This is a genomic window from Pseudomonas sp. Root562, assembly GCF_001427125.1.
In the GTDB taxonomy this organism is placed as follows: Bacteria; Pseudomonadota; Gammaproteobacteria; order Pseudomonadales; family Pseudomonadaceae; genus Aquipseudomonas.
In genome coordinates this window covers 318,267-343,292 of sequence record NZ_LMGK01000012.1, presented here as the reverse complement: position 1 = coordinate 343,292, position 25,026 = coordinate 318,267, and the positions used below count along the sequence as shown (strand labels likewise).

21 protein-coding genes and 1 pseudogene are annotated in these 25,026 nt (G+C 57.7%); 17 read left to right on the top strand and 5 right to left on the bottom strand.

What is annotated here, in order from left to right; translation table 11 throughout:
* The first annotated feature begins 103 nt into the window (after positions 1-103).
* Positions 104-457, top strand: a complete 354-nt coding sequence (locus tag ASD60_RS11670; RefSeq protein ID WP_056854150.1) for a YkgJ family cysteine cluster protein — start codon at positions 104-106, stop codon at positions 455-457.
* Positions 458-471: 14 nt separating this feature from the next.
* Here the strand turns inward: ASD60_RS11670 and ASD60_RS11665 are convergent, their stop codons facing one another.
* Positions 472-960, bottom strand: a complete 489-nt coding sequence (locus ASD60_RS11665; RefSeq protein WP_007975155.1) for an Lrp/AsnC ligand binding domain-containing protein — start codon at positions 958-960, stop codon at positions 472-474.
* A gap of 157 nt (positions 961-1,117) precedes the next feature.
* Here ASD60_RS11665 and dadA point away from each other — a divergent pair, with 157 nt between their 5' ends.
* The 5 genes from dadA to ASD60_RS11640 all read left to right on the top strand — a co-directional run bounded on the left by dadA (position 1,118) and on the right by ASD60_RS11640 (position 7,179).
* Positions 1,118-2,422, top strand: a complete 1,305-nt coding sequence (gene dadA / locus ASD60_RS11660) for a D-amino acid dehydrogenase (RefSeq protein ID WP_056854149.1) — start codon at positions 1,118-1,120, stop codon at positions 2,420-2,422.
* A 124-nt stretch (positions 2,423-2,546) separates the two neighbouring features.
* A complete protein-coding gene (alr, locus tag ASD60_RS11655) occupies positions 2,547-3,620 on the top strand; it encodes an alanine racemase (RefSeq protein WP_056854148.1) in 1,074 nt (357 codons plus the stop codon).
* A 116-nt stretch (positions 3,621-3,736) separates the two neighbouring features.
* Complete coding sequence (locus tag ASD60_RS11650; protein ID WP_056854147.1) at positions 3,737-4,285, top strand: cupin domain-containing protein; 549 nt, start codon at positions 3,737-3,739, stop codon at positions 4,283-4,285.
* A 182-nt stretch (positions 4,286-4,467) separates the two neighbouring features.
* Positions 4,468-4,881 (top strand): c-type cytochrome, encoded by a 414-nt coding sequence (locus ASD60_RS11645; RefSeq protein ID WP_056854146.1) that lies wholly within the window; start codon positions 4,468-4,470, stop codon positions 4,879-4,881.
* A 375-nt stretch (positions 4,882-5,256) separates the two neighbouring features.
* On the top strand, positions 5,257-7,179 hold the full coding sequence (locus tag ASD60_RS11640) for an acetyl-CoA hydrolase/transferase C-terminal domain-containing protein (protein WP_056854145.1): 1,923 nt from the start codon (positions 5,257-5,259) through the stop codon (positions 7,177-7,179).
* Positions 7,180-7,302: 123 nt separating this feature from the next.
* On the opposite strand, the gene ASD60_RS11635 is transcribed toward ASD60_RS11640, so the two are convergent.
* Positions 7,303-7,875, bottom strand: coding sequence for a xanthine phosphoribosyltransferase (locus ASD60_RS11635; protein WP_056854144.1), 573 nt, complete (start codon positions 7,873-7,875; stop codon positions 7,303-7,305).
* A gap of 56 nt (positions 7,876-7,931) precedes the next feature.
* Positions 7,932-9,941, bottom strand: a complete 2,010-nt coding sequence (gene rep / locus ASD60_RS11630; RefSeq protein ID WP_007975144.1) for a DNA helicase Rep — start codon at positions 9,939-9,941, stop codon at positions 7,932-7,934.
* Between the two features lie 263 nt (positions 9,942-10,204).
* Between rep and ASD60_RS11625 the strand changes: the two genes are divergently transcribed.
* Positions 10,205-11,878, top strand: coding sequence for a putative bifunctional diguanylate cyclase/phosphodiesterase (locus ASD60_RS11625; protein ID WP_056854143.1), 1,674 nt, complete (start codon positions 10,205-10,207; stop codon positions 11,876-11,878).
* Positions 11,879-12,015: 137 nt separating this feature from the next.
* Here the strand turns inward: ASD60_RS11625 and ASD60_RS11620 are convergent, their stop codons facing one another.
* Complete coding sequence (locus ASD60_RS11620) at positions 12,016-13,413, bottom strand: NorM family multidrug efflux MATE transporter (protein WP_056854373.1); 1,398 nt, start codon at positions 13,411-13,413, stop codon at positions 12,016-12,018.
* A 158-nt stretch (positions 13,414-13,571) separates the two neighbouring features.
* Between ASD60_RS11620 and ASD60_RS11615 the strand changes: the two genes are divergently transcribed.
* From ASD60_RS11615 to ASD60_RS11605, 4 genes and pseudogenes are all read left to right on the top strand, one after another.
* A complete protein-coding gene (locus ASD60_RS11615) occupies positions 13,572-14,492 on the top strand; it encodes a LysR substrate-binding domain-containing protein (protein ID WP_056854142.1) in 921 nt (306 codons plus the stop codon).
* 83 nt (positions 14,493-14,575) lie between these two features.
* Positions 14,576-15,748, top strand: a pseudogene (locus ASD60_RS29860) (Cache 3/Cache 2 fusion domain-containing protein); the annotation flags it as partial.
* Positions 15,749-15,790: 42 nt separating this feature from the next.
* Entirely contained in the window at positions 15,791-16,651 is an 861-nt protein-coding gene (locus ASD60_RS29855) for a methyl-accepting chemotaxis protein (RefSeq protein WP_442965996.1), read from the top strand.
* A 195-nt stretch (positions 16,652-16,846) separates the two neighbouring features.
* Positions 16,847-18,061 (top strand): aldose 1-epimerase family protein, encoded by a 1,215-nt coding sequence (locus ASD60_RS11605; RefSeq protein ID WP_056854140.1) that lies wholly within the window; start codon positions 16,847-16,849, stop codon positions 18,059-18,061.
* On the opposite strand, the gene ASD60_RS11600 is transcribed toward ASD60_RS11605, so the two are convergent.
* Positions 18,058-19,551, bottom strand: a complete 1,494-nt coding sequence (locus tag ASD60_RS11600; protein ID WP_056854139.1) for a YifB family Mg chelatase-like AAA ATPase — start codon at positions 19,549-19,551, stop codon at positions 18,058-18,060. The two genes, ASD60_RS11605 and ASD60_RS11600, sit on opposite strands and share 4 nt — an antisense overlap.
* A gap of 293 nt (positions 19,552-19,844) precedes the next feature.
* Here ASD60_RS11600 and ASD60_RS11595 point away from each other — a divergent pair, with 293 nt between their 5' ends.
* The 6 genes from ASD60_RS11595 (at position 19,845) to ASD60_RS11570 (ending at position 24,987) form a co-directional block, all read left to right on the top strand.
* On the top strand, positions 19,845-20,594 hold the full coding sequence (locus ASD60_RS11595; RefSeq protein ID WP_156386260.1) for a HalD/BesD family halogenase: 750 nt from the start codon (positions 19,845-19,847) through the stop codon (positions 20,592-20,594).
* Between the two features lie 21 nt (positions 20,595-20,615).
* On the top strand, positions 20,616-21,074 hold the full coding sequence (locus tag ASD60_RS11590; protein WP_056854137.1) for a VOC family protein: 459 nt from the start codon (positions 20,616-20,618) through the stop codon (positions 21,072-21,074).
* Complete coding sequence (locus tag ASD60_RS11585) at positions 21,074-21,517, top strand: DUF3291 domain-containing protein (protein WP_056854136.1); 444 nt, start codon at positions 21,074-21,076, stop codon at positions 21,515-21,517. The genes ASD60_RS11590 and ASD60_RS11585 overlap by 1 nt, the downstream gene beginning before the upstream one ends.
* A 14-nt stretch (positions 21,518-21,531) precedes the next feature.
* On the top strand, positions 21,532-22,404 hold the full coding sequence (locus tag ASD60_RS11580) for an iron-containing redox enzyme family protein (RefSeq protein WP_056854135.1): 873 nt from the start codon (positions 21,532-21,534) through the stop codon (positions 22,402-22,404).
* Between the two features lie 2 nt (positions 22,405-22,406).
* On the top strand, positions 22,407-23,639 hold the full coding sequence (locus ASD60_RS11575; protein ID WP_056854134.1) for an ATP-grasp domain-containing protein: 1,233 nt from the start codon (positions 22,407-22,409) through the stop codon (positions 23,637-23,639).
* An 85-nt stretch (positions 23,640-23,724) separates the two neighbouring features.
* Positions 23,725-24,987, top strand: coding sequence for a cation:proton antiporter (locus ASD60_RS11570; RefSeq protein ID WP_056854133.1), 1,263 nt, complete (start codon positions 23,725-23,727; stop codon positions 24,985-24,987).
* Positions 24,988-25,026 lie beyond the last annotated feature (39 nt).

The following is a 25,026-nucleotide window of genomic DNA, read 5'->3' as shown; positions in this document are numbered from 1 at the left end:
TAAGCGGACCTACCCAGAGGGGCAACATTGGTCGGCCGGCGCTGTCTGGATCTAGGCTTTTGCGTCAGAATCCGCATCTATTCCACCTTCGGTCGATGCTTCAATGAGTTGCAACAGCCAGAAAATCCGCACACTGCGCCAGCAGATCCCCTCGTTCGAGTGCGTGCCCGGTTGCCATGACTGCTGTGGGCCGGTGACCACCTCGCCGGAAGAAATGTCACGCCTGCCGCGCAAGACTCGGGCCGAGCAGGAAGCCGCCATGGATGAACTCAATTGCGTTCATCTCGGCCCGCACGGTTGCACGGTGTATGACGAGCGACCGCTGATCTGCCGGTTGTTCGGCACCACCAAGACCTTGCCATGTCCCAACGGGCGCGGGCCGGTCGAACTGATTCACCCGAGGGTCGAGAAACAGGTCTTTGAGTACATGGCCTCGAATCGGCAGGTGTTGGTTTAACAGATCGCAGCCTTTTAATCCGGAATCGGCAAGGTCAGGCTCTCTTTCACCTCTTCCATCACGATGTAACTCTTGGATTCGCGCACATGCGGCAGCTTGAGCAGGATGTCGCCCAGCAGTTTGCGGTACGAGGCCATCTCGGAAATCCGCGCTTTCACCAGGTAGTCGAAATCCCCTGACACCAGATGACACTCCAGCACGTGCGGCAGCTTCAACACTGCACGTCGAAACTCTTCGAAAGTATCGCCGGATTTATAGTCGAGGCTGATCTCGACGAACACCAGCAGGCTGCCCTTCAAATGCTGCGGATTGAGCCGCGCGTTGTAGCCCATGATGATCCCTTCGCGCTCCAGGCGCCGGACCCGCTCGGTACAGGGCGTTGTCGAGAGCCCGACCTTTTCCCCCAGTTCGGTAAAAGAGATACGCCCGTCCGCTTGGAGAATCCGCAGAATATTGCGGTCGATCTTGTCCAGTTCCCGTTTGGTCTGAGTATTGGTACGCATAGGGGATGCGCCTCCGTGAAAAGGGTTTTTGCCGAGAATTGTCGCCAAATATAGGCGCTTATATAGTGAAAAGCACTGGCAAATCTTTTTTACACTGCGCACATCTGAAGCTCTGAACAACAAACGTCAGCGGTTTGCCGCGATGAGGGAAATAAAAATGCGCGTCATGGTCTTGGGTAGCGGCGTCATCGGTACCACCAGTGCTTACTATCTGGCGCGTGCCGGGTTTGAAGTGGTGGTGGTCGACCGGCAGCCAGCCGCTGCCATGGAGACCAGTTTCGCCAACGCCGGCCAGGTGTCGCCGGGTTATGCCTCGCCGTGGGCCGCGCCGGGCGTGCCGCTCAAAGCCATCAAGTGGCTGCTGCAGCGCCACGCCCCGCTGGCGATCAAGGCCACCGCCGACATCGATCAATACCTGTGGATGGCGCAGATGCTGCGCAACTGCACCGCCAGCCGTTACGCGGTGAACAAGGAGCGCATGGTCCGCCTGTCCGAGTACAGCCGTGATTGCCTCGACGAACTGCGTGCCGAGACCGGCATTGCCTACGAAGGCCGCAGCCTGGGTACCACCCAACTGTTCCGCACCCAGGCCCAACTGGACGGCGCGGCGAAAGACATCGCCGTGCTGAAAGAGTCCGGCGTGCCGTTCGAACTGCTCGACCGCGAAGGCATTGCCCGCGTTGAGCCGGCATTGGCCAGTGTCACCGACATTCTCGCCGGTGCCCTGCGCCTGCCGAATGACCAGACTGGCGACTGCCAGATGTTCACCACCAAGCTTGCCGAAATGGCGGCGAACCTCGGTGTGCAATTCCGTTTTGGCCAGGACATCCAGCGCCTCGACTTCGCCGGTGACCGCATCAACGGCGTGTGGATCGACGGCAAGTTGGAAACCGCCGACCGCTACGTGCTGGCACTCGGCAGCTACTCGCCGCAATTGCTCAAGCCGCTGGGGATCAAAGCGCCGGTGTACCCGCTCAAGGGCTACTCGCTGACCGTGCCGATCACCAACCCGGCGATGGCGCCGACGTCGACCATTCTCGATGAAACCTACAAGGTCGCGATCACACGTTTCGACAACCGTATCCGCGTCGGCGGCATGGCGGAGATCGCCGGTTTTGATCTGTCACTGAACCCTCGTCGGCGCGAAACCCTGGAGATGATCGTCAATGACCTTTATCCTCAGGGCGGCAATCTGGCCGAAGCCAGTTTCTGGACCGGCCTGCGTCCGACCACGCCGGACGGTACCCCGATCGTTGGCGCCACCCCGTTCAAGAACCTGTTCCTGAACACCGGTCACGGCACTCTCGGCTGGACCATGGCGTGCGGTTCGGGTCGCTTGCTGGCGGACCTGATGGCTAAGAAAAAGCCACAGATCAGCGCCGAAGGCCTGGATATTTCCCGTTATGGCAACAAAACCCAAGAGACTGCAAAACATGTCAGTCCGGCGCCAGCTCACCAATGACACGATGAGCTCGCGGTTATAGCCGCTGCGCTTCAAGCCAGAGATTCCTCCCCCGGCGCTGGTAACGGTTCACGCCGTCCGCCAGTGCCGGTTCTTCGAAACGACCGACCAGAAGTCTGCCGCCATGCGCCCTGCCCGTGCCCTGATCGACCTCCAAGCCCTGCGTCACAACTACCAGATCGCCCGTGAAATCACCGGCGCCAAAGCCCTTGCGGTGATCAAGGCCGATGCCTACGGCCATGGCGCGGTGCGTTGCGCCCAGGCCCTGGAAGGCGAGGCGGACGGTTTTGCCGTGGCCTGTATCGAAGAGGCCCTGGAACTGCGCGCTGCGGGTATTCGCGCGCCGGTGTTGTTGCTGGAAGGTTTTTTCGAAGCCGATGAGCTGTCGCTGATCGTCGAGCATGATTTCTGGTGCGTGGTGCATTCGCTGTGGCAGCTCGAGGCGATCGAAAAGGCTGCGCTGAACAAGCCGATCATCGTCTGGCTCAAACTCGATTCGGGCATGCACCGGGTGGGTCTGCATCCGAAGGATTATCAAGCAGGCTATCAACGGCTGCTGGCCAGCGGCAATGTCGCGAAAATCGTGCTGATGAGCCACTTCGCCCGTGCCGATGAATTGAACAGCCAGGCCAGTGTCGAGCAGGCGGCGGTATTCGAAGCGGCGCGCCAGGGCTTGTCCGCTGAAATCAGCCTGCGTAACTCGCCGGCTGTACTGGGCTGGCCGCAGATTCCCAGTGACTGGGTTCGTCCGGGCATCATGCTCTACGGCGCCACGCCTTTTGAGGAGGCCAACACCGTGGCCTCGCGCCTGCAACCGGTGATGACCCTGGAGTCGAAAGTGATCTGCGTGCGTGAACTGCCGGCTGGCGAGCCGATTGGTTATGGGGCGAAATTCATTACTCCAAAACCGATGCGCGTCGGCGTGGTGGCCATGGGTTACGCCGATGGTTACCCGCGCCTGGCGCCAACCGGCACTCCGGTGCTGGTGGCTGGGCAGCGCAGCCAGTTGATCGGTCGGGTGTCGATGGACATGTTGTGTGTCGACCTGACCGATATCCCGCAAGCGGGACTGGGCTCGACCGTCGAGTTGTGGGGCAAAAACATCCTGGCCAGCGACGTGGCCATTGCCGCCGGCACGATTCCTTATCAGATCTTCTGCAACCTGCGTCGGGTGCCGATGCTCTATTCCGGGGACTGAAGCGCCGGAAGTCGCTTCGCCGAACAGGATTCAGGTCAAAGTGTTGTAAATACTGAACGCTGTCGCCATGATAACGCTCAATATTCCAACAAACTGAACCCCTGGAGGCTCCTGCATTGGACGTCGGCGAACGACTGCAATCGATCCGTAAGCTCAAAGGTCTTTCCCAGCGTGAGCTCGCCAAGCGTGCGGGCGTCACCAACAGCACCATTTCGATGATCGAGAAAAACAGCGTCAGCCCCTCGATCAGTTCGCTGAGGAAAGTGTTGGGCGGGATTCCCATGTCCATGGTCGAGTTCTTTTCCGAAGAAATCCTGCAGGAAATACCGACTCAGATCGTCTACAAGGCCAACGAGCTGATCGATATTTCCGATGGCGCCGTGACCATGAAACTGGTCGGCCGGGCACACCCGAGCCGGGCTATCGCGTTCCTCAATGAAATCTACCCGCCAGGCGCCGACACCGGTGAGGAGATGCTCACCCATGAGGGCGAGGAAACCGGAATTCTGGTGGAAGGTCGACTGGAACTTGTCGTCGGGCTTGAAACTTTTGTGCTCGAAGCGGGCGATAGCTACTACTTTGAAAGTACCAAGCCGCACCGTTTCCGAAATCCGTTCGACGCGCCGGCGCGACTAATCAGCGCAGCTACACCGGCAAACTTTTAAGAAAAGAGGCGCCCTGCCAGCATGGCCGAGGCACCCGAGCCGTTTTACCGTTGCACAACAAGACCCCTTCGACTTTGGGGTTGTTTCAGTGTCGCGGGCTTACCGCTATACTTGCGCCCGCCTGCGAACCGTGGCCGTAGGCGTGACTAGCCACCATTGAGGGTGAACGCGTGAATCTAATTATGAAAATGCTGGCCGTACCAGCAACCGTATTGGCCCTCTGGGCTGTCAGCGCTCAAGCTGCGACGAACGACGAAATTGCCAAACGCCTCGAGCCAGTCGGCCAGGTGTGTGTTCAAGGTAAAGAGTGCAAGGGCATGGAAGTCGCCGCTACTGCCGGCGGCGGTGGTGGTGCTAAAGCACCTAAAGATGTGATTGCCAAGCACTGCAACGCTTGCCACGGTACCGGCCTGCTGGGTGCGCCGAAAATCGGCGACAAGGCTGCCTGGAAAGAGCGTGCCGATCACCAGGGCGGCCTCGACGGCATCCTGGCCAAAGCCATTACCGGTATCAACGCGATGCCGCCTAAAGGGACTTGCGCCGATTGCACCGATGACGAACTCAAAGGCGCGATCAAAGAGATGTCCGGTCTGTAACAGCCCGACTCTGACGCCAAAAAGCCGCTTGCGAGCGGCTTTTTTGTGCCTGCGATTGCAAATAAACCGCGCCCTCCCTGTAGGAGCGAGCCTGCTCGCGAAGAACCAACAGACGCAACGGGGCATCAGACACCCCGCGTTATCGTTGACGACCATCGCGAGCAGGTGGTTTGCGCCGTGCACAAAAACTGCGGCGAACATCAAAACCTGTGGGAGCGGGGCTTGCCCGCGATGACGTCGGCACAAACAACATCCTTGCTGCCTGACACTCCGCTATCGCCAGCAGGCTGGCTCCCACTTTAAAGACTGTTCATTGCAGCAAAGACCCGGCAAGCTCGGTCCAACCCCACGTCATGGAATGTAAGGGAGGATCGGATGGTGCAGCTGTGTTCTATCGAGCAAGCAGTCGACGACGTACTGGCGCGGTTGCCAGCGCATATTCACATGGGCCTGCCCCTGGGCCTGGGCAAGCCCAACCATTTCGTCAACGCGCTGTATCGGCGCGTGGCGCAGTTGCCGCAGCGGCAGCTGACGATCTACACCGCGTTGTGCCTTGGTCGCCCGCCATTGGGCGACGGCTTGCAAAAGCGCTTTCTCGAGCCCTTCATCGAAAAGGTCTTCGGCGATTATCCGGAACTGGAGTTTCTCGCCGATCTGCGCCGCGACAGCTTGCCGGGCAATATCCGCATCCAGCAGTTCTTCATGCAACCTGGCAGCCTGCTCAACAGCGCAGCGGCGCAGCAGGATTACGTCAGCAGCAATTACAGCCACGCGGCTCGGGACATCAACGCCGCCGGGTTGAACCTGGTGGCGCAACTGGTTGCCAGCCACGCTGATCATCCCGATCGCTTGAGTCTGAGCTGCAACCCGGACATCACCCTCGACCTGTTGCCGATGATCGCCAGGCGCCGGGCTGCCGGCGAGACCATTCTGATGGTCGGCCAGGTGCATAACGATTTACCCTACATGCCCGGTGATGCCGAAGTCGGGATCGATACGTTTGACCTTTTGATCGACGAGAAAGACAACACAACCCTGTTCTCCACACCGAACATGCCGGTGGGTTTGCAGGATCATCTGATCGGCCTGCATGCCAGCACACTGGTGCGCGATGGCGGTACTTTGCAGATCGGCATCGGTTCCATGGGCGACGCGCTGACGGCGGCGTTGCTGGCGCGCCAAGCCGACAACGACGGTTACAAGGCAGTGTTGGCGGATGTAAATCTCAGCCAGTGGGCGCAACTGATCGAGCGCGAAGGCGGCATCGAGCCATTCGCCAGAGGCCTTTACGGTTGCAGCGAAATGTTCGTCAACGGCCTGCTGGTGCTGGCCGATGCGGGCATCGTGCGGCGCAAGGTGTACCCCGATGTGCCGACCCAGCAGCAGGCGAATGCCGGCACCCTCGACGAAGCGGCGCAAACCGATGGCATCTCGGTCCACGGCGGTTTCTTTCTCGGGCCGCGCAGTTTCTATGAGCGCTTGCGTGAGTTGCCGCAAAACAAGCGGCTCGAATTCAACATGACCCGCATCAGCTACATCAACGAACTATACGGTCAGGAAGAGCTCAAGCGTTTGCAGCGCCTCGATGCGCGGTTCATCAACACGGCGTTTACCGTGACCCTGCTGGGGGCTGCCGTGGCGGATCAGCTCGAAGACGGGCGCGTGCTCAGCGGCGTAGGCGGGCAGTACAACTTTGTGGTGCAGGGTCATGCACTGCAAGGCGCGCGCTCGGTGTTGCTGCTGCGCAGTTGGCGCGAGTCGGGGGGCGAGGTCAGTTCGAACATTGTTTGGGAGTACGGCCACTGCACCATTCCGCGGCATCTGCGCGATATTGTGGTCACCGAATACGGCATCGCCGATCTTCGCGGCAAAACCGATGCAGCAGTGATCGAAGCCTTGCTCAATATCAGTGACTCACGCTTTCAGCCAGGACTGATCGAACAGGCGCAAAAGGTTGGCAAGCTACCGAAGGATTTCCACCTCGATCCGCGCTTTACCGACAACCGCCCTGAACGTTTGCAGGCGATCGCCGCGCGGCATGCGCCGCTGTTTCCCGAGTATCCGTTGGGCTGTGATTTCACCGAGGTGGAGCGGGATGTGTTGCGGGCGCTGAACTGGTTGAAGAGCAAGTTCAAGCTGAGCGAGATTCTGGAGTTGGGTAAGGCTGCGCTGGATGCACCCGAGGCTTCGACATTTCCCGGACACCTGGAGCGGATGCAGCTGAGCCAGCCGGAAGGGTTGAAAGAAGACCTTTATCAACGCCTCCTGCTAACCGGCCTGAAGGCTACCGCGCAATAGCTGCCACCCAACACAACTGTGGGAGCTGGCCTGCCAGCGATGAGGCCCTGACATTCAACATCTTCGTTGGCTGTCTGGCCGCCATCGCTGGCAAGCCAGCTCCCACAGTGATTTGCGGTGTGGTTATTCGATGAAGGTCACAACGCCATCTTTCAGCGACTTGACGCGCGCCAGCGATTCCACGCGATAGCCCTGAGAATCCAACTCGGCACGCCCACCCTGGAACGATTTCTCGATCACGATGCCCAGGCCGGCTACGGTCGCGCCAGCCTGCTTGATGATCGAGATCAGCGCCTGGGATGCCTTACCGTTGGCCAGAAAGTCATCGATGATCAGCACGCGGTCGCTGCTGGTCAGGTGGCGCGGGGAGATCGCCACGGTGCTTTCGGTCTGCTTGGTGAACGAGTAGACGGTCGCCGACAGCAGGTTTTCGGTCAGGGTCAGGGACTGGTGCTTGCGGGCGAAAATCACCGGTACACCGAGGTTCAGGCCGGTCATGATCGCCGGTGCAATGCCCGAGGCTTCGATGGTGACGATCTTGGTGATGCCCGAGTCCTTGAACAGCGAGGCGAACTCGTCGCCGATCAGCTTCATCAGGGCCGGGTCGATCTGGTGGTTCAGAAAGGCGTCGACTTTCAGGACCTGGTCGGAAAGCACGATGCCTTGTTCACGAATTTTCTGGTGCAGTGCTTCCATGAAGCTGTCCTCTGTTGGCGCCTTTTGCGCCGAAGGTGTCAATAAAAGTGTCAATTCTAGCGCTTTAACATCGCGCGTATATCCGCCAATGCGTTGTTTCCGCGCACGGCTTTGACTTCGGTCGGGGTATCGTCGTTGCCTTCCCAGGCGAGGTCGTCCGGTGGCAACTCATCGAGGAAGCGGCTCGGCGCGCAATCGATGATCTCGCCGTACTGCTTGCGCTTGGCAGCGAAGGTAAAGGCCAGGGTCTGGCGCGCGCGGGTGATGCCCACGTAGGCCAGGCGGCGTTCCTCTTCGATGGTATCGGCTTCGATACTGGAGCGGTGCGGGAGGATTTCCTCTTCCATGCCCATGATGAACACGTAGGGGAATTCCAGGCCCTTGGAGGCGTGCAAGGTCATCATCTGCACGCCTTCGGCGCCGTCTTCTTCTTCCTGCTGGCGCTCGAGCATGTCGCGCAAGACCAGTTTGCCGATGGCGTCCTCGACGGTCATCTCGCCTTCTTCGTCCTTCTCCAGGGTGTTTTTCAACGCCTCGATCAGGAACCAGACGTTGCCCATGCGGTAGTCGGCGGCCTTGTCGCTGGAGCTGTTGGTGCGCAGCCAGTTCTCGTAGTCGATGTCCATGACCATGCTGCGCAGCGCCGAGATCGGATCTTCGCCGGCACACTGCTCGCGGACCCTGTCCATGAAGCGCTTGAAACGCGACAGGCGATCGGTGAAGCGGCTGTCCAGATGCTCACCCAGGCCGATTTCGTCGGTGGCGGCGTACATCGAGATCTTGCGCTCGGTCGCATAGTTGCCGAGTTTTTCCAGGGTGGTCGAGCCGATCTCGCGACGCGGCACGTTGATCACCCGCAGGAAGGCGTTGTCGTCGTCCGGGTTCACGATCAGGCGGAAGTAGGCCATCAGGTCCTTCACTTCCTGACGTCCGAAAAAGCTGTTGCCACCCGACAAACGATACGGCACCTGATGGTGCTGCAATTTCAGCTCGATCAGCTTGGCCTGGTAGTTGCCGCGATAGAGGATTGCGAAATCGCTGTACGGACGGTCGGTGCGCAAGTGCAGGCTGAGGATTTCCATGGCCACGCGCTCGGCTTCGGCGTCCTCGTTGCGGCAGCGGATCACGCGGATCTCGTCGCCGTGGCCCATTTCACTCCACAGCTGCTTTTCAAATTCGTGCGGGTTGTTCGAAATCAGCACGTTGGCGCAGCGCAGGATGCGGCTGGTGGAGCGGTAGTTCTGCTCCAGCATCACCACTTTCAAGGACGGGTAGTCTTCCTTGAGCAGCATCAGGTTTTCCGGGCGAGCGCCGCGCCAGGCGTAGATCGACTGGTCGTCGTCGCCCACCACGGTGAACTGGTTGCGCTTGCCGATGAGCATTTTCACCAGCAAATACTGGCTGGCGTTGGTGTCCTGGTACTCGTCCACCAGCAGGTAGCGCACCTTGTTCTGCCACTTTTCCAGGATGTCGGCATGTTCTTCGAACAGTTTTACCGGCAGCAGGATCAGGTCGTCGAAGTCCACCGCGTTGAACGCCTTGAGCGTGCGCTGGTAGTGGGTGTAGACGATGGCAGCGGTCTGCTCTTTGGGGTTACGCGCGTTTTCCAGGGCCTGGGCCGGCAGGATCAGGTCGTTTTTCCAGGCGCCGATCATGTTCTTGATCTCGTCGACACCGTCGTCGCCCGAGTATTCCTTCTGCATGATGTCGGTCATCAGGGCCTTGACGTCGGTCTCGTCGAAGATCGAGAAGCCCGGTTTGTAGCCCAGCCGCACGTGTTCCTTGCGGATGATGTTCAGGCCCAGGTTGTGGAAGGTGCAGACCGTCAGCCCGCGACCTTCACCGGCACGCAGCAGGGTGCCGACCCGTTCCTTCATCTCGCGGGCGGCCTTGTTGGTAAAGGTCATGGCGACGATGTACTGGGCGCGGATGCCGCAGTTCTGGATCAGGTGCGCGATTTTGCGCGTGATCACGCTGGTCTTGCCGGAGCCTGCACCGGCGAGCACCAAAAGAGGGCCGCCGACGTAGCTCACGGCTTCTTGCTGCCGGGGATTGAGTCGGGACATAGGTAAATTCAGGAGTCAGTCACGAAATGGGCCGGCATTTTAACAGGCTCAGCAAATTGTGCTGCTCTCTCCGACTTGTGACGCAACACGCGATCTCTAATTGCCGCTTTTGTTACTTTCACGCAGGATGCGCAACGGATTTGCGTCTAATGTTCGTAATTCCGGATACAAAGACCTCGTTTGATAACTGATGTCATTGTCATTAGTTGTCGGCACGGCATAATGCCCGTCGCCTACATCTTTGCAGAGTCTAGGGAGCTAGCTTGTCTACGCCTGTCGAACCCTTGCGTTTGCTGCTACTGGCCGAAGAGCCAGCGTGGGCAGCGTTGTTGCGCGAGTGTCTGGCTCCGATGGGGAGCTCGGCCGTGCTCATCAGCGCGCCGAGTTGGGAGTCGGTCAGCAGTCTGTTCGATGACAACCGCAGTGCGGTGTTATTGACGATCCCGGCTCTTCAGCCGGCGCCGGGCCGTTGCTGTCTGCCGACGGTGTTGCTGCTTGAGCACGAGCCGCTCACACCGCCCGACGGCGTCAGCGACTGGCTGGTACGCGAGCATCTCGACCCCGGCATGCTGCGCCGCTGCCTGCGGCATGTGCGCGAACGTGGCGTGCTGGAGACCACTTTGCAACGCCTGGCCGAGCAAGATCCGCTCACCGGTATTGCCAACCGCCAGGGCTTCCAGACCCTGCTGACGGCGCGCCTGGCGGAAAACGACGGTCGCGGCCTGGCGCTCGGGCATCTCGATCTCGATAACTTCCGTCATGCCAACGACGCCCTCGGCCATCAGGCGGGCGACCGGTTGATCCTGCAAGTGGTCGCCCGGCTCAAAAGCCAGCTCGAAGCCGGTGATCAACTGGCGCGGCTGGGCAGCGATGAGTTCGCGCTGCTGATCGACACCCGCCGCGCCCCTCAACGCGCCGAGTGGATGGCCGAACGCATCACCGAAGCGCTGGCCGAGCCCTATTGGGTCGATGGCGAAAGCCTGTTGATCGGCTCCAGCCTGGGCATCGCCCACGCCCGTGCCCAAGCCGGTGCCGACCCGTTGATGTGGCACGCGCACATTGCCATGCAGCAGGCCAAGAGCACTCAAGGCTGCACCTTCCACATCTTCAACGAACGCATCAATCGCAATGCCCGCAGCATTGCCGATCTCGAAACCGAGCTGCGCCGGGCGTTGCGCCGCGATGAGCTGGAACTGCATTACCAGCCACGCCTGAACCTTGAGGACGGGCAGATCGTCGGACTCGAAGCGCTCGTGCGCTGGCGTCACGCTGAACGCGGGTTGTTGCCGCCAAGCGAATTCGTGCCGCTGGCCGAACAAAGCGGCCTGATCGTGCCGCTGGGTTACTGGGTGATTTCCCGTGCCCTGCGTGACATGCAGGCATTGCTGGAGCTGGGTTTGCCGCCGTTGCACATGGCGATCAACTTGTCGTTCCGTCAATTCCAGGACAGCCAGTTGCTTTCGACCTTGAGCCGGTTGATTGCCGAGCGCGGCGTCGAGGCACAGTGGCTGGAATTCGAATTGACCGAAACCGCGGTGATGCGTCGTAGCGATCTGGTGAAGCAAACCATGGATGCCCTCGGGCGTCTGGGCGTGCGCTTCTCCCTCGACGACTTCGGCACCGGGTTCTCATCGTTCGTGCACCTCAACAGCCTGCCGATCACTTTGCTGAAGATCGACAAGAGCTTTGTCGGCGGCATGGAGCAGCGCGAAGAGAACCGCAAACTGGTCCACGCGATGATCAACCTGGCGCACAACCTCAATCTCGAAGTCGTCGCCGAAGGCGTGGAAACGCCAGAGCAACTGGAATTGTTGCGCGGGTTCGAATGCGATCAAGTGCAGGGCTATCTGATCAGCAAGCCGTTGGCGCTGGCGGACCTGGTGGAGTACCTGATGTTTGGCAGCAGCCAGCAGCCGGCGCTGGAAGTGGTGGTGTAACCGTAACGCTTGCAGGAACGCGCTTTGGGTGGCGAGGGAGCTTGCTCCCGCTGGGTCGCGCAGCGACCCCAAAAGCTTTGCGACAGCTGCGCAGCCGAGCGGGAGCAAGCGCCCTCGCCACACAATCCCCGGGGATTTCAGTCAGGTTGAGCCATCCGGAAACCTTCCTCAAGTGTTGGCTCCCGCCGAATCATCCGCTTCATCTTCCACTCAAACGCCAGCGTCAAACTGACCGCCGCGCAAGCCAGTCCCAGCGCCAGGCCCCACCAGACGCCCGTCGGCCCCCAGTTCAAATGGAACGCCATCCACCATGCGGCCGGTGCGCCGATCAGCCAATAGCATCCCAGGCCGACCAGGAACGTGGTCTTGGCATCCTTGAGCCCGCGAATGCAGCCCATGGCAATGGTTTGCGTGCCGTCGAACAGCTCGAACCACGCCGCTACCGCCAAGAGGCTCACGGCCAGATTGATGACTTCACGGAACGCCGGGTCGTTGTGGTCCAGGAACAGGCCGATCAACTGATTCGGCAGCAGCCAGAAGACCATTGCGAAACACAGCATCGCCGCCGCACCGAAGGCGATGCCGACCCGGCCGGCCAGTCGCGCATCGAGCAATTGCCCGGCGCCGTAATGCTGACCGATGCGCATGGTGATGGCGTAGGAAATGCCCGCCGGGACCATGAACGCCACCGAGACGATTTGCAGGGCAATCTGGTGCGCCGCCAGTTGCGTGCTGCCCATGGTGCCCATGCACAACGCCGCGAACGCAAACAGTCCGACTTCCACTGCATAGGTGCCGCCAATCGGCAGACCCAGTCGCCACAGTTCCTTCAGATACTGTCGGTTGAGCCGCAGCAACCCCTGGCGCAGCGGATACGCCTCGTACGCAGGATGCCGGCGAATGTGCCATGCCAGCGCCAGGGCCATGAGGTTGGCGACAATCGCGGTGACCAGGCCGATGCCCATCAAACCGAGTTTCGGCAGGCCGAACATGCCGGTGATCAACGCGTAGTTGAGCAGGAAGTTGGCCACCGTGCCGCCCAGGCTGATAACCATCACCGGTGTCGCGCGGCCGATGGCGCTGGTGAAGCCGCGCAAGGCCATGAAACTCAGATAACCGGGCAGGGCGAACGGCAAAAAGATCAGAAATTGCCCCGCCGCTTGTACGTTGCTTTCGGTCTGGCCGAACAGCAGCAACACCGGTTTGAGGTTCCACAGCAGTAACCCGGCGCCCAGCGCCATCAGCCAGGCCAACCACACTCCGGCCTGGGTCAGTCGGGCCGCGCCAAGAATGTCGCCCGCGCCCTGACGGATCGCCACCAGTGTGCCGACCGCCGCGATCACGCCAATGCAGAAAATCGACACGAACGAATACGTCGCCGCACCCAGCCCGCCACCGGCCAGCGCCTCGGGACTCAGGCGGGCCATCATCAAGGTGTCGGTGAGCACCATCAGCATGTGCGCCAACTGCGAGGCAATCAACGGCCCCGCCAGCCGCAGGATGGCCCAGAGTTCAGTACGTGCTGGATGCTGCATGGTCATCAGGCTCGATCATCAACGTGAAGAGGAAAGCACCGATTCTCGGCGCTTCACGGGGTTTGCACAAAGGGATAAAAAGGATGGATGGCATGATTCAAACTCATGCTGCAGAGTTTCTGCTAGGGTGGCCAAGTCCCGCTGTAGGAGCATTCCCAATGTCACGTCGTCTTCCTCCCTTGTATGCCCTGCGCGCATTCGAAGCGGCGGCGCGGCACAGTTCGTTTACCCGCGCAGCCGAAGAGCTGTCGATTACCCAAAGCGCAGTCAGCCGGCATATTCGTACGCTCGAAGAGCATTTTGCCTGCCGCTTGTTTCATCGCAGTGGCCGCAACCTGCAACTGACCGAATCGGCGCGACTGATCCTGCCGGGCATACGCGAGGGCTTCACAGCACTTGAGCGAGCCTGCAATACCCTGCGCGCCGAAGATGACATCCTGCGCATGAAGGCGCCGTCGACCCTGACCATGCGCTGGCTGCTGGCGCGGCTCAGTCGATTTCGGCACCTGCAACCGGGTAATGAAGTGCAATTGACCAGTGCCTGGATGGACGTAGATTCGGTAGATTTCAACCATGAACCGTTCGACTGCGCTGTCATCCTCAGCAACGGGAACTTTCCTCCGGACTGGGAGGCAAGTTTCCTGTTCCCTGAAGAACTCATTCCTGTGGGCGCACCGAATCTTCTGAAGGATCAACCCTGGGACGTAGCGCGTCTGGCCAGTGCCGAACTCTTACATCCAACGCCCGATCGGCGCGACTGGCGCAATTGGCTGGAGCATATGGGCTTGACTGATCAAGTGTCGCTCAAGGGTGGGCAGGTCTTCGACACGCTGGAGTTGGGCATGATCGCCGCCGCTCGAGGATACGGTGTTTCCATGGGGGATCTGCTGATGGTGGCGGAAGATGTCGCCCAGGGGCGGTTGAGTCTGCCGTGGCCGACGGCCGTCGCCAGCGGTGAGCATTATTACCTTGTCTGGCCGAAAACACGCCCGGGAGGCGAACGTTTGCGCCGTCTTGGCGACTTCCTGCAGAGCGAAGTACGAGCCATGGAATTGCCGGATGTCCACCGATTGAGCTGAATCGATAGAGCTGCCTGGATGATGGCTTTAAGCTATATCCCGGCGAATTACTCAAGTATCTCGATTTGCCGCCGAAAATCTGCATGTTAGGACCTTCGTGCAGGTTCGACATATTGTCCATTATTAGAAATGTTGCTGAGCATTGGGGTCGGGATGATCCAGTCGCTCGGCCAGGAGCTGTCATGTCTCAACCTCGTGCCCGGATCGCCTCACAGCTTGGTCTCGCGCTTGCCGTGATACTGGCCATTGTCATCACCGGCAGTACTTTGTTCGCCCTGCGTTCGCTGGACACGGCCAACCTGGCGACCCGCGAAGAGCACTTGGCCAGTGAGGCCCGATTGCTGGCCGATCAGTTGAGTACTTTCCACGGCACATTGCGCGAAAGCACCCAACGCCTGGCAGGGCTGTTCGAGAAGCGCTTCAGCGCGGGCCTTACCGTGCACCCGGATGAACCGGTGAATGTGGCGGGCACGCAGACGCCGGGCCTGCACCTGGGAAGCGAAGTGCTCAACAACAACTTCAAGGAAGTTGATGAGTTCAAGCAGATGACCGCGGGTGTGGCCACGGTGTTCGTGCGCAGCGGCGAAGAATTCATTCGCGTCAGCACCAACGTCACCAAGCAGGACGGCAGCCGCGCCATCGGTACGGTGCTCGATCATGCGAACCCGGCCTATGCTCGATTGATGGCGGGGCAGAGCTTCGTCGGTCGATCCCTGCTTTTTGAACGTTTTTACATGTCGCAGTACACGCCGCTGCGTGACAGCAGCGGCAAGGTGTTCGCGGTGTTGTACGTAGGTTTTGATTACACCGATGCGCAGAAGGCCCAGTTCGAAAACCTCAAGCGCTTCCGCATCGGCCAGACCGGTTCGCTGGCGCTGCTGGATGAGCAAAACAAATGGCTGGTGCCGATTGCCGGTGTAGAAGCCCTGGACCAGGCTGTCCCGGCCATCAATGCGCTGGCGAAAACCCCGGGTAAAGGCGAGTTCTGGAGCGACAAGACCGAAGACTTCTACAGCATCGCCGTGCCGTTCGAGGGGGGGCCGTGGTCGGTGGTGGCGAGCATGCCGAAAACCGAAATCAGCGCCGTGACCTGGAGCGTCGGTATTCAGTTGGCAATCGGCAGTTTGCTGGCGATGCTGATTGCGGTGGGTTCGGCGGTCTGGTTATTGCGCAGCAAACTCGCGCCGTTGGGTGATCTGGTGCGTCAGGCCGAAGCATTGGGTGCCGGTGATTTGAGCGTGCGCTTGAACGTGTCGAGCAACGACGAGATCGGTCAACTGGCCCGCGCCTTCAACCAAATGAGCCAGGCGCTGTCGACGATGGTCGAGCACATCCGCAAGGCTTCGGTAGAGGTCAACAGTCGCGCCCAGGCGCTCTCGGGGCTGTCCGGTGGTGCCTACGAAGGCATGGAGCAGCAGTCGGGCGAGATCACCAGCATGGCCGGTGCCGTCGAAGAATTCAGCGCCACGTCCCTGAACATCGCCGACAACATGGGCAACACCCAGCGTCTGGCTCAGGAAAATGCGCAACAGACGCAAATCGGTCGAACGTCGATGGATGAAGCGTCCTCGTCTCTGGAGCAAATCGCCGGGGCGTTGAACAGCACTGCAACGGTGATCAACACCCTGGGTCAGCGCTCCCAGGAAATCGGCGGCATCGTCGGCGTGATTACCTCGATTGCCGAACAGACCAACCTGCTGGCGCTGAACGCGGCGATCGAAGCCGCCCGCGCCGGCGAGCAGGGTCGTGGCTTTGCGGTGGTGGCTGACGAAGTCCGTAACCTGGCATCCCGTACCCGCCAGGCGACTGACGAAATCTCCGGCATGATCCAGAGCATCCAGCAGGAAACCGGCAATGCCATCAGCACCATGGAGCAGGGCAACGTGCTGATGCAGGAAGGCTTGTCGCGTAACGCCAACGTCGCTACGGCATTGGCGCGCATCGACGAACAAAGTCGCTCGGCCGGCCAGCAATTCGCTGCGATCACCACGGCGACCCAAGAGCAGAGCAGCACCGCGACCTTGCTCAGCAGCAATTTGCAGAGCATTGCGTTGGCCAACAGTGAACAGCGTGGAGTGGTGGCCAATCTGGCAGTGACCGCCAAAGAGCTGGAGAAACTGGCGGCGGATCTGCGTTCCGAGGTTGATCGGTTTCGGTGAGGCGTTGCTGACATAGGCTTTGCGTGCGAACTCGCCCTCACACCGTCCGTATTACACAGGATAGGGTGAGGGCCTGCTCGCGAAGGCATCAGTGTCGATTGTTGAGTTATCGCAGCGTCAAACCTGTTTTTCTTACTTGCTGAAACGTTTCCGCAGCGCTATAAAAATGGCACAACTCCAATAAAGGCTGCTGCCATGTCCCCGCTCAAACTTGCCGTCGCCCTCGGCGCGCTGTCCGCTGCTACCCACGCCATGGCCTGGGATTACGTCCTTCTCGATGCTGACAAGCCCGCGCAAAACTGGACCATCACCAGTGAGCAGCTTGGCGTGAAAATCGATAAACCCTTTTCCGTGAGCCTGCGCACGTTGCACGGTGGGCGGCAGGAAGGTGTCAGCATCGTTGATATCGATAACGGCACAATGAAACTCTCGGTGGTGCCGACCCGGGGCATGAATGTCCTGCACGCCTCTGTTGGCAACGTGCGCATGGGTTGGGATTCGCCCGTCAAGGACGTGGTCAATCCGGCCTTCATCGAACTCAGCGGGCGCGGTGGTCTGGGCTGGCTGGAAGGCTTCAATGAACTGGTGACCCGCTGCGGTTACGAATGGGTCGGCCATCCCGGCATGGACAATGGTGAGCTGCTGACGTTGCACGGTCGCGCTGCCAACATCCCGGCCAGTACCGTCACGCTGCACATCGACGAAAAACCACCCTACGCCATCAGCCTTCGCGGCGAGCTGAAAGAGCAGGCCTTCAAGAAAGTCGACTTTTCGGTTGTCACTGAACTGGTCACCCAGCCCGGCAGCGTGCGTTTCGTACTCAACGATACGCTGACCAACAACGGCGATTACCCAAAGGAATACCAGACGCTTTACCACAGCAACTTCAGTAGGCCGTTCCTTGAACAGGGCGCACGTTTTGCCGCGCCGGTTAAACAGGTTTCGCCCTTCAACGACAAGGCCAAGGGCGATTTGGCGGACTGGAATACATATCGCGGGCCGACCAAGGATTACGACGAAACCGTCTATAACGTCGTGCCCTATGCTGACGCCAAAGGCGAAACCCTGACTGTTTTGCACAACCAGGCTGGAAGCCTCGGTGTTTCCGTTGGCTTCAATACCCAGCAGTTGCCCGTATTTTCCCTGTGGAAAAACACCGATACCCAAGGGCAGGGCTATGTCACCGGCCTTGAACCGGGTACCAGTTTTTCCTACAGCCGTCGCTATCAGCGACCGCTAAATCTGGTGCCTACCATTGCATCGAAGGAACACAAACAGTTTCAGATCAGCTACAGCCTGCTCGCGGACAAAGACGCTGTGGATAACGCCTTGAAGCGTGTGACCGAGATTCAGGCCGGGAGAGAAACCGAATTGCGGCAGACACCGCTGGTTGACCTGACCGAACATTAAGGCGTCGCTGGCCGGTATTGCAGCGCTTCGGCAAGGTGCTCACGTTTGATGGTATCGACTTGCTCAAGGTCGGCCAGTGTCCGGGCGACCTTGAGTAAACGATGCGCCGAACGCAGCGACAATGTCAGCCGTTCACAGGCTGACTCCAGCCATTTCTCATCAGCTGTGGATAACTGGCAGTGTCGCTTCAGCCCCGGCAGATCGAGAAACGCGTTGGCACAACCCTGGCGTTTCTGCTGTCGTTCTCGAGCCTCTGCCACCAAAGCAGCGGCGCTGGCACTGTCTTCTCCAGGCTTCACCTGCGGGTTCAACGCCGTCGCTTCACGCGCCACCGTCAGGTGTAGATCGATTCGGTCGAGCAGCGGTCCTGACAACTTGTTGCGATAGCGCTGCACCATGTCCGGCGTGCACGAACACTTGCCGCTCGGCTCGCCAAGATATCCGCAGGGGCACGGATTCATCGCCGCTACCAACTGGAAGCGTGCCGGAAAACGTACGCGATCCTTGGCCCGGGCAATGACGATATGCCCGGACTCCAGCGGCTCGCGTAATACCTCCAATACCTTGCGATCAAATTCCGGCAGTTCGTCCAGAAAAAGCACGCCGTGGTGGGCCAGGGTTATTTCGCCGGGTTGCGGTTTCGAGCTGCCACCAACCAAGGCTGGCCCCGATGCCGAGTGGTGCGGTTGACGGAATGGGCGCTGCGGCCAATGAGTCAGCGGCGCGCCACTGGCAACTGACTGAATTGCCGCCACCTCCAAAGCCTCGCTCTCGGCCAGGGGTGGCAGCAGCCCCGGCAACCGGCTGGCCAACAATGTTTTACCGGTTCCCGGAGGCCCGTTGAACAACAGGTTATGCGCCCCCGCAGCAGCAATCAGCAATGCCCGTTTGGCAGCCAGTTGCCCCTGCACTTCATTCAAGTCGGGATAAGGCTTGCTGGCATGCATCAACCCGTCAGACACATACGGCTCAACCGGCGTATGCCCGTTGAAATGCGCCACCGCTTCCAGCAAATGATCCACGGCGTAGACCTTCAACCCCGAGGCCAGACACGCCTCCTCGGCATTCGCTCGCGGTACCACCAGCGCACGACCAGCCTTGCGCGCCGCCAGTGCTGCCGGCAGCACGCCGCGTACCGGCCGTACCGCTCCTGACAACGCCAACTCGCCCAAGCATTCCACCTCGTCCAGTGTCAGACATGGCACCTGCACACTCGCCGACAGAATCCCCAAAGCAATCGCCAGATCAAACCGCCCGCCATCCTTGGGCAGATCCGCCGGAGCCAGATTCAAGGTGATCCGCCGCGCCGGAAACTGCAGCCCGGAATTGATGATCGCGCTGCGCACCCGATCCTTGCTCTCCTTCACCGCCGCCTCGGGCAGCCCGACCATGGTCAGGGAGGGCAAGCCATTGGCCAGATGGACTTCGACTGTGACAGCGGGGGCTTCCACGCCAATCTGGGCGCGACTGTGGACGATGGAGAGGGACATGGTGTTCCTTGGTTGCTCACAAACCGCTACCTGCGGTTTAGCCAGCGTAGATGCGAGGAAGAGCGGTCTGCGCCATTGAAACGTTTGGATATATCTCTAGATATTGCCAAAGCAGTTACGAAACGCTCGTGCCAATGATAGTAATACGAAGTGTGTACAAACGTACTTGATTGCTTCGTTTGGCGAATGACTGTAGTTCCTTTACTTGCATATATCAGCGTTGCAAAGCTGGATAGGATCGCTAGCGCTGCAGCAAATTGTTTTCTTTCTGATAAGCCGATAAGGAATGGGTCATGACAGTAAATATGGGTGTGGTAAGTGCCGATCAGGCGCATTTGGAAATTCTCAATAGCAATCCCTATGAAACCCGCGACTTCTTCTGGGAACAACATCGATTTGCCCGGGATGGCTACTTGAAGATCAATCACCTGATCGATCCACTGGTCCGTGATGCGATTATGGTCGATGTCAAATACTTGATGGCCCATCATGCGAAACGCCGGGATTTTCTTATCGAGTCCACCGGCAATACGCCGCGCTATTTGAGCAATGTTTCGCGGGACAATATTGAAGAGTTTGGCAGATACATTCCGCTAGCTTATAAGTCGCAGTACCTCATGAGTCTGATTGGCAATATTGTCAAGGAAGAAGTCATTCCGACACCGTGGAAGTGGGACAACTACATTATCAACAGTCAGCACAAGTCTGGTGATACTCACGGTTGGCATTGGGGTGATTACCCCTACACGATTATTTGGATCGTTGAGGCACCAAGTATCGAATGCGGTGGTTTACTCGAGTGTGTCCCGCACACCAACTGGGACAAAAAGAACCCTCGCGTCGAAAATCTGCTGGTCGAAAATTCTATCGATTCATACTTTCATATAACCGGCGATGTTTATTTGCTCAAGGCCGATACTACGCTGCACCGCGTCAAGCCTTTGACCAAGGATGTTCAACGGATAATTCTAAACACTACTTGGGAGCGTGCACGCGACCGTGATCGGCATGTTGAACATGAGACTTTTGTCTTCCGTGACTGATAAGTGAGCCGGTGTCTGATCATGAATACCGTCAAATACAGTCACACCAACCTGATCGCTTCGGATTGGAAAAAACTCGCCAGATTCTATTCCGAAGTCTTTGATTGCGATCAGGTCGGGCCAGTCAGGTTTCTCTCAGGACCGGGCGTCTCCGGAGGAACAGGGGTCGAAAATGCGCGCCTTGAAGGTGTGCATTTGAGATTCCCGGGTTTTGGCCCGGAAGGGCCAACATTGGAAATATTCCAGTATCAGGAAAATCTAGAGCGAGAAATCGCCTATGCCAACTCGAAGGGACTGACGCACCTCGCTTTCGAGGTGACGAATATGGATGAAATTTGCGCAAAAGTAATACGCGAAGGGGGCTGGATGCTTGGTAATTTGGTGCGCCAAGAAGTTGAAGGAGTGGGGGTCTGTACATTTGTATATGTACGAGATCCTGATCGAAACATTATTGAAATCCAAATGTGGGATCACCCTTAATGGCAGTCTTGGCGCAATTCGATCTGGTGAAACCGCGATACCCGAAAACCGATCCGCGCATGAACAGTTTTTATGAGTCTACTCGCTACGTGAATAATCTCGCGGAGAAACATCCGGGTTTCATTTGGCGAGAACTCAACGAGGATCAGGCACTGCTTGATGAGTTATGGGGGCAGGGTTTTCTCTATACCCTTTCGGTATGGAAAAGTCCTGCTGCGCTCAAGGATTTCCTCTACAAAACACCGCATAACGAGTTCAGGAAACGCGGTGGTGAATGGTTTCTTCCCATCAGTAAGCCGCGAGTGGTCATGTGGTGGGTGGAGGAGGGACACATTCCTACTTTGAAGGAGGCCCACGAGAGAATGCAGATTCTTTATGAAGTGGGACCTTCTTATCAAGCGTTTGACCTGAAGAGCAGCGCATTGCCAATAGTCATTTATTAATAGGAAGTTGTGAAATGGATTTTGAACAACGCAGTGGCCAGCAACGCATGGCCGATTACTATCGATTGTTCCTGAACGACCCTGCAGTGTTGGTAACTCAAGGGGTCGATCTCCATGCCATGCGTAAAGATGTCGAACGTATCGAAGATGAATGGACGGCTGCCGAGGAAGCGAAAATCGATGTGCGCGAGTTGCCAACCATTAAAGAAGACTTTCTAACTTGGTACCTGGGCTGTGAAAAGAAGATTAACGATGACATCGAATTTTTCATCGACTTCATGAAAAATACTGCATCCCTTGAACAGGTGGCTTACTACATCTGTATGGAAGAGATGGTTGATGGTTCTTTTGATGACTTGATGGCCATCGTGCAGTTGGGGATGCCCATTCATTGCAAGATGATCGCAGGTGAAAACTATTGGGATGAAATGGGCAACGGCAATTTTGAATATGTCCATACCACGATGTTCAAAACGTCATCGGACTACATGCGCAATGTGCTCGCACATAAAAACATTACGCCTCAGATTCCGCCTAAAGAATGCCTTATGAACGGTAATATTCTTTTGATGTGGGCGGTGCGCCGGGAATACAACATGCGCCTGATCGGGGCAATGGGCCTGGTGGAAGGATCTGCACCGACGAGATTTGGCGCCACGACTCAAGCCTTGGAACGTCTGGGCCAGCCCATAGATGTCATTGCTTACCACAAGGCGCATATCGGCATTGATACTCATCACAGTGAAGCTTGGTTCGACACGGTTCTGGACCATTACGCAAAAGGCGGCACGAAGGTCATTCAGGAACTGGCGATGGGCGTGCTCATTCGATACAACGTTGCCGTGCGCTACTACCGCTACATGTATGACGCGATGCGGGGGATCTGACAATGACTTCACAGCCCTCGATTGTTGTCATTGACCCCGTAAGTTCCGGGAGGCGTTACGGCATCGAAATCTCCAAGAAGGGCTTTCGCTCAATCGCCCTGACGACGCGAGACCGCTTTCCCGGGATGCTTGATCGTCTGCACAGTAGTGAAGGATTCAACGATTCCATCAAAGCCTATGACTTTGACGAGGCGGTTGGAAAACTCAGCGGCCTGAATGTCCAGGCGATTATTCCCGGGTCCGACTCTGCGCTTAAACTTACCGATCGACTCGCTCACCATTTTTCACTTGTCGGCAACCCGGTGTCGACTCGTCAGGCACGAGCCAACAAGTTCGCCATGAAACAGCAGCTCAGGTTGCGAGATGTGGCCGCGACTTCGTCCATTGAGGTTTCGCTGGACCTGATGATCAAAGGCGAATTGCCAGAGCTCGAGTTTCCGGCGGTGGTTAAACCCAGTCAGGGGACGGGGGCCAAGAACGTGAAAATCTGCCTTAACCGAGGCGAAGTCTACAAGGCAGTGGCGGCGATCGAATCGGCCAATGACGGTCATGTTGAAGAGGAGCGAGGGGCGCTCATTGAAGAGTTTATTGAAGGCCCTGAGTTTTTTATTGCCACGGCGAATTTTGGGAAAGGCGAGAAAAAGCAGATTTTGTGTTTTGCCGAATACGAAAAAATCAGTATCGGGAACAGCCCCAGCATTTATAAGAATATTCGATCCCTTCCGCCCCTGAGTGAGCAAGCCGTTCGGGCTTTTAGCTACATCCGGCAAGTGAACGAAGCGCTTGATGTCGACTTCGGGATTAACGATGTCGAATTCAAAATCAACGAAAAAGGCCATTTCATCATTGAGCAGAACGGCCGCTTGCCAGGGGCAAATGTCCCTTCGCTCATAGAGGTATGCACAGGTCTTAATTGTTATGACTTGAATCTGGATATTTTCCTGGGAAAGTCAGATTCCGCGCTGTCGGAGGTGCATTACAAAAAGCATTTCTGCATTTGCTGCCTGATCAGCGGGGAGGAGGGTCAGGTCCAGTCAATTGGTGGCTTGGACGTGTTGGCAAAACTGTCTTCAGTACACGAAATCAATTTGTTGATCAAAGAAGGCGATCACGTCCAGGCCACTCAGGACTTTCTGTCCACCTGGGGATTTGTCTATCTGGTGCATGAGGATCCGAAGGTGCTCTCGGAGCACGCCAGAATCGTTCACGAAACCTTGCGTCTGCAATACATCTGATTATGACTGCCGCGGTTGCTTGTGGGCGGCCGCTAGGTTCGTGTGATGCAACAGATGAAATACAAAGGTAGTTCCAGGAGGGTGTATGTCGCATTGGATGCTTCAGGTTTGTCTGATATTAGTCGTCGCGATCCTGCTCGGACGATTAGCCGAGAAGTTTGGCCAGAACCGTGTGATTGGAGAAATTGCGGCGGGGTTGCTGTTGGGGGCTTCAGTGTTGGGTGAGTTCTTTCCAGCAGCTTCGGGCTTTCTGTTCAATGCCGAGTCGCTAGGTAACTTAAAGGTATTGGCCGAGTTAGGCCTCGTACTTCTGATGTTCGAGATTGCGTGGCATGCCCCCACTGGGCAAACAGCTCATCGTTCGAAGTCCAGGCTGGCTCCTATTAACATTGCCCTGTTCGGGATGCTTGCTTCATTCGTCATCGGTTGTGCGATAGCGACTTTTTCCAAGGCCGCCATGGCACCCGATAAGGAGTTTTGGTCCTACATCCTGTTTTGTGGATTGGCCTTGTCCGTGACGGCTCTTCCGGTGCTGGTCCGAATCATTAACGACACCAGAAATATCCAGGCCGACTCTGCCTCCTATGCTTTGTCGTCGGCTATCTATACCGATATTTTTGCCTGGTTGGGGGTCGCGCTGCTAGTGGCTTTTCACTCCAGGAGCGAGACCGATACCCTGCAGGCTCTGATCAAAGCATTGGCGTTGCTGGGTTTTTTCTTAACGTCTTTCTACTTTGTAAAGCCATTGATATTAAGGATTCGCTCTGGTTCAGCGGAGGAAAATAATCACATAAGAATGACGCTGGCCTTTTGTTATTGCCTGATCAGTGCGGAAATTACGGGGAGGCTGGGGTTTCACCAAGCTATCGGCGCCATCGTGGCTGCCTATGTTTGCTGCAAGATGCCAGGGCTCGAGCAACAGTGGGGTCATACAGTCGGCAAATTTTCCCGTCTGTTTCTGACACCCTTGTTCTTTGCATACTCTGGACTTCAAGCCTCCTTTGGCGCCTTTTCACAGGGCAGTATCTGGGGCTGGCTGGCCATTTTCATACTGGGTACTTTTGTTGGCAAAATCGGTGGTTCTTACTTCGGTGGCCGGCTCAGTGGACTCAAACCGTCGACCGCTATGGAAGTTGGCATTCTAATGAATACCAAGGGGCTCGTAGAGCTTGTGATTCTAAGTATCGGTCTTCAATTAGGCATTCTATCGATAACCGCTTACAGCGTTTTATTAGTGCTTGCCTTGTTCTCGACAGTCATGACTTCGCCTATGTTGAATCTATGGGTTAAATATTCAATAAGACCATTGAATGATCTATTTAAAAGTGCAGTCAAAGCAAAGGTTTGACTTTTTTATTGGAATCGGTCTATTTTGCGGCTCAAAATG

Coding starts and splice junctions, on each gene's coding strand:
- ASD60_RS11645 (WP_056854146.1), top strand. CDS start 4,468: ATGAAAATGCTGGCCGTACCAGCAACCGTATTGGCCCTCTGGGCTGTC.
- dadA (WP_056854149.1), top strand. CDS start 1,118: ATGCGCGTCATGGTCTTGGGTAGCGGCGTCATCGGTACCACCAGTGCT.
- ASD60_RS11575 (WP_056854134.1), top strand. CDS start 22,407: ATGACTTCACAGCCCTCGATTGTTGTCATTGACCCCGTAAGTTCCGGG.
- ASD60_RS11620 (WP_056854373.1), bottom strand. CDS start 13,413: ATGCAGCATCCAGCACGTACTGAACTCTGGGCCATCCTGCGGCTGGCG.
- alr (WP_056854148.1), top strand. CDS start 2,547: ATGCGCCCTGCCCGTGCCCTGATCGACCTCCAAGCCCTGCGTCACAAC.
- ASD60_RS11635 (WP_056854144.1), bottom strand. CDS start 7,875: ATGGAAGCACTGCACCAGAAAATTCGTGAACAAGGCATCGTGCTTTCC.
- ASD60_RS11600 (WP_056854139.1), bottom strand. CDS start 19,551: ATGTCCCTCTCCATCGTCCACAGTCGCGCCCAGATTGGCGTGGAAGCC.
- ASD60_RS11670 (WP_056854150.1), top strand. CDS start 104: ATGAGTTGCAACAGCCAGAAAATCCGCACACTGCGCCAGCAGATCCCC.
- ASD60_RS11590 (WP_056854137.1), top strand. CDS start 20,616: ATGAATACCGTCAAATACAGTCACACCAACCTGATCGCTTCGGATTGG.
- ASD60_RS11615 (WP_056854142.1), top strand. CDS start 13,572: ATGTCACGTCGTCTTCCTCCCTTGTATGCCCTGCGCGCATTCGAAGCG.
- ASD60_RS11640 (WP_056854145.1), top strand. CDS start 5,257: ATGGTGCAGCTGTGTTCTATCGAGCAAGCAGTCGACGACGTACTGGCG.
- ASD60_RS11605 (WP_056854140.1), top strand. CDS start 16,847: ATGTCCCCGCTCAAACTTGCCGTCGCCCTCGGCGCGCTGTCCGCTGCT.
- ASD60_RS11570 (WP_056854133.1), top strand. CDS start 23,725: ATGTCGCATTGGATGCTTCAGGTTTGTCTGATATTAGTCGTCGCGATC.
- ASD60_RS11585 (WP_056854136.1), top strand. CDS start 21,074: ATGGCAGTCTTGGCGCAATTCGATCTGGTGAAACCGCGATACCCGAAA.
- ASD60_RS11580 (WP_056854135.1), top strand. CDS start 21,532: ATGGATTTTGAACAACGCAGTGGCCAGCAACGCATGGCCGATTACTAT.
- rep (WP_007975144.1), bottom strand. CDS start 9,941: ATGTCCCGACTCAATCCCCGGCAGCAAGAAGCCGTGAGCTACGTCGGC.
- ASD60_RS11595 (WP_156386260.1), top strand. CDS start 19,845: ATGACAGTAAATATGGGTGTGGTAAGTGCCGATCAGGCGCATTTGGAA.
- ASD60_RS11665 (WP_007975155.1), bottom strand. CDS start 960: ATGCGTACCAATACTCAGACCAAACGGGAACTGGACAAGATCGACCGC.
- ASD60_RS29855 (WP_442965996.1), top strand. CDS start 15,791: ATGAGCCAGGCGCTGTCGACGATGGTCGAGCACATCCGCAAGGCTTCG.